The sequence below is a fragment of the Dietzia sp. DQ11-38-2 genome (genome assembly GCF_014145055.1).
In the GTDB taxonomy this organism is placed as follows: Bacteria; Actinomycetota; Actinomycetes; order Mycobacteriales; family Mycobacteriaceae; genus Dietzia.
The window spans coordinates 1-3,058 of record NZ_JAALDW010000364.1 but is presented as its reverse complement, the minus strand read 5'-3'; the positions used below and the strand labels follow the sequence as shown (position 1 = coordinate 3,058).

3 protein-coding genes are annotated in these 3,058 nt (G+C 72.4%); all 3 read right to left on the bottom strand.

Annotated elements, in window-relative coordinates:
* Nucleotides 1-376 (bottom strand): amidase family protein (locus G6026_RS12325; protein ID WP_241728063.1); only part of this gene is annotated, 376 nt, incomplete at its 3' end.
* Nucleotides 373-2,355, bottom strand: a complete 1,983-nt coding sequence (locus G6026_RS12320) for a 5-oxoprolinase/urea amidolyase family protein (protein ID WP_182613347.1) — start codon at nt 2,353-2,355, stop codon at nt 373-375. The genes G6026_RS12325 and G6026_RS12320, both read right to left, overlap by 4 nt.
* A 40-nt stretch (nt 2,356-2,395) precedes the next feature.
* The gene (locus tag G6026_RS12315) at nt 2,396-3,007 is read right to left on the bottom strand and encodes an urea amidolyase associated protein UAAP2 (protein ID WP_107757901.1); all 612 of its coding nucleotides are present in this window, start codon (nt 3,005-3,007) and stop codon (nt 2,396-2,398) included.
* Nucleotides 3,008-3,058 lie beyond the last annotated feature (51 nt).

Below are 3,058 nucleotides of genomic sequence, written 5' to 3'. Positions count from 1 at the left end.
CGGCCCCGTACGGACTGCGCGTGCCGACCAGGCCGGTCGCGAACTGGTCGAGATTCGTCACCCCCAGCACCACCGCTCCGCCCGCGCGGAGGCGCGCGACGGCCACCGCGTCCCGATCGGGCTGGTAGGCGAACCCGGGGCACGCGGCGGTGGTGGGCACCCCCGCCACGTCGACGTTGTTCTTGACCGCCAGTGTCATCCCGGCGAGCGGGCCCCCCGCGGCGAGGGAGGCCGTCATGTCGTCCACCAGCTCCTCACGCGGTCGGACCTGGATGAACACCTCGGGCCGGTCGGCCTCGGCCAGTCGCTCCAACACGTGGTCGACCTCCGCCTCGGCGCGTGCCCTCAGGTCGGTCCCGGTCGTCTCGGTGCTCATGCGCTCAGCTCCCCACTGGCGGCCCAGCGCGAGAATTCCTCGGCGCGGGCGTGCTCCATCCGGCGTCTGGCGGAGGCGATCGACTCGGCCTCCCGTTCGCAGAACGCGGTGTGTTCGGCCAGCGAGAAGGTGTCGTCGGTGATGTCGACGCGGCCTCGTCCGGCGGCGGTGTCGGCGCGGAGGTCCGCCAGTTCCTCGGAGGTGACGGGGTACCAGGAGATGCGGTCGAAGTGCCGCAGCAGCCACGGGTGCTCGGGGTCGAAGCCCGGCGCCGGTTCGGGGTGACGGTGGTTCCACACCTGGGTGGTGCGGCCCACGAACTGGTAACCGCCCGGCCCCTCCATCCCGTAGATGCACAGGTACGCGCCGCCGATGCCGACGGAGTTCTCCGCGGTCCATGTCCGGGCGGGGTTGTACTTGGTCGTCACCAGTCGGTGGCGCGGGTCGAGCGGCGTGGCCACGGGGGCGCCGAGGTAGACGTCCCCGAGCCCGAGCACCATGTACTCGGCGTCGAAGACCGTGCGGTAGACGTCGTCGGCGGTCTCCAGGCCGTTCATCCGGCGGATGAACTCGATGTTCCACGGGCACCACGGGGCGTCGTCGCGCACGCCGTACATGTACCTCTCGATCGCCTCCTTGGTGGCGGGGTCGTCCCAGCTCAGCGGCAGCCGGACGCGTCTGCTCGACACCGCGAGGTCCTCGGCGGCGGGCAGGGCCGCCTCGGCCTCCCGCAATGCCGCCAGGGTGGCGCCGATCGTGCTGTCGCCGGGCGTGATCTTGACCTGCAGGGAGCGGATGCCGGGCGTGAGGTCCTGCTGACCGGGCACGGGGTTCGCCTGAAGGTGCAGATACAGGGCGTGAGCTCGGGCGCGTAGCTCGAGGTCGAGCTCCATGCGCCCGTACTCCACCAGCACGTTGTCGTCGCCGCCCCGACGGTAGGTCACCTCGGTCCCCCCGTCGGCGGTGTGACCGCGGCCCAGCACGCCGTCGTCGCGGTCACCGCCGTCACCGAGGACGTACGGGCGACCGGCCCCCCGCGCACCGGCGATCCCGGTGCGGCCGCCGACGGCATCGACCTTGACGCGGACGAACCGCACGGTGTCCCCGGGGGCGAGCTGCCCGAGCTTCCACCGGTCGCCGCTGACCACGGTGACGGGGCAGACGAATCCCCCCAGGCTCGGGCCGTCCGGGCCGAGCAGGATCGGGGTGTCCCCGGTGAAGTCCAGGGCCCCCACCGAGTAGGCGTTGTCGTGCACGTTCGACGGGTGCAGGCCGGCCTCCCCGCCGTCGGGTCGGGCCCACTTCGGTCGTGGCCCCTCGAGCCGGACCCCGGTGCGGTCCGAGTTGAAGTGCACCGTGTAGCTGGCCGCGTAGAGCTCGTCCATCCCCGCGCGGGTGAGGAACTCCGGTGCCCCGTGCGGCCCCTCGGCCACCGCGATGTGCCAGTGGTGGCCGATGGCCGGGACCTCGTCGGCGAGGATCCGGCGCGGCTCGCCCGGTCCGGGCTCCCCGACGGCGAGGGTGTCCTCCGTCGCGAGGGTGCGTCCCTCGTGTCCCCCGAACCGCCCGAGGGTGAAGGTCGACGACGACCCGAGATACTCCTCCACCTCGATGCCACCGGCGACCGCCACGTAGACACGCATACCCGGCCCGTCGAGCACCGGGATGTCGAGCACGGATCCCGCCTCCAGATGGACCGGCTTCCACTGGGCCACCGGGCGGCCGTCCACCGTGGGCCGCACGTGCGCCCCGCCCACGCAGACCGTGACCGCGGCATCCGGCCGGACCCTGAGGCCGCCCCGGGTGCACTCCAGGCCGGCGGCACCCTCCGGGTTACCCACGGCCGTGTTGGCCAGGCGCAGCGAGTAGTCGTCCATCGCACCGGACGGCGGGACGCCCACGCCCCAGTACCCGATGCGGCCGGGCCAGTCCTGGACGGTGGTGATGAGTCCCGGGTTGAGGATCTCGAGGCGGGTCATGGTGACGTCTCCTGTGGTGGCGGTGTCGCGGGCGGCGGGCTCAGGCGGTGACGATCATCCGCACCGGCGTGGGGTCGAAGCCGTTGCACGGGTTGTTGATCTGCGGGCAGTTGGAGACCAGGACGATCACGTCGCGGTCGGCACGCAGCGCCAGGCGCTTGCCGGGCGCGGAGAGACCGTCCACGATCCCGAGGGTGCCGTCGGGATCCACGGGCACGTTCATGAAGAAGTTGACGTTGGGGACCAGGTCCCGTTTGCCGAGTCCGTGCCGGGCGCCCTCGCGGAGGAAGTTCTCCACGCAGGCGTGTTGGTGTCGGGTGTGGTGGCCGTACCGCAAGGTGTTGGACTCCTGCGAGCACGCGCCACCGAGGGTGTCGTGGTTGCCCACCTCGTCGGCCGTGATCGTCACGAGGGGCTCGCCGGCGTCGTCCCGCAGGACGCTGTCCGTGGTCAGGAAGATCGACCCCTGGGCGGCGACGGTCGCCGGGGCGCTGTAGCGGCGGGTGGGGTCGTGCGCGTCGTAGAACAGGGTGTCGACGGCCTGGTTGCCCTCGAGATCCACGATGGTCAGGGTCTGCCCCCGGTGCAGGACTCGGGACCATGCGGCCCGGGCGGCGACGATCTCGTCGGCGACCACGGCCCCGCCGGCCAGCGCGAGGTCCTCGGCGGCACCGGTCCGCGGCTCGGTGGTCGGCTGCTCGGT

Excerpts from the sequence above, each read along its gene's own strand:
- G6026_RS12320 (WP_182613347.1), bottom strand. The coding sequence starts at position 2,355 with ATGACCCGCCTCGAGATCCTCAACCCGGGACTCATCACCACCGTCCAG.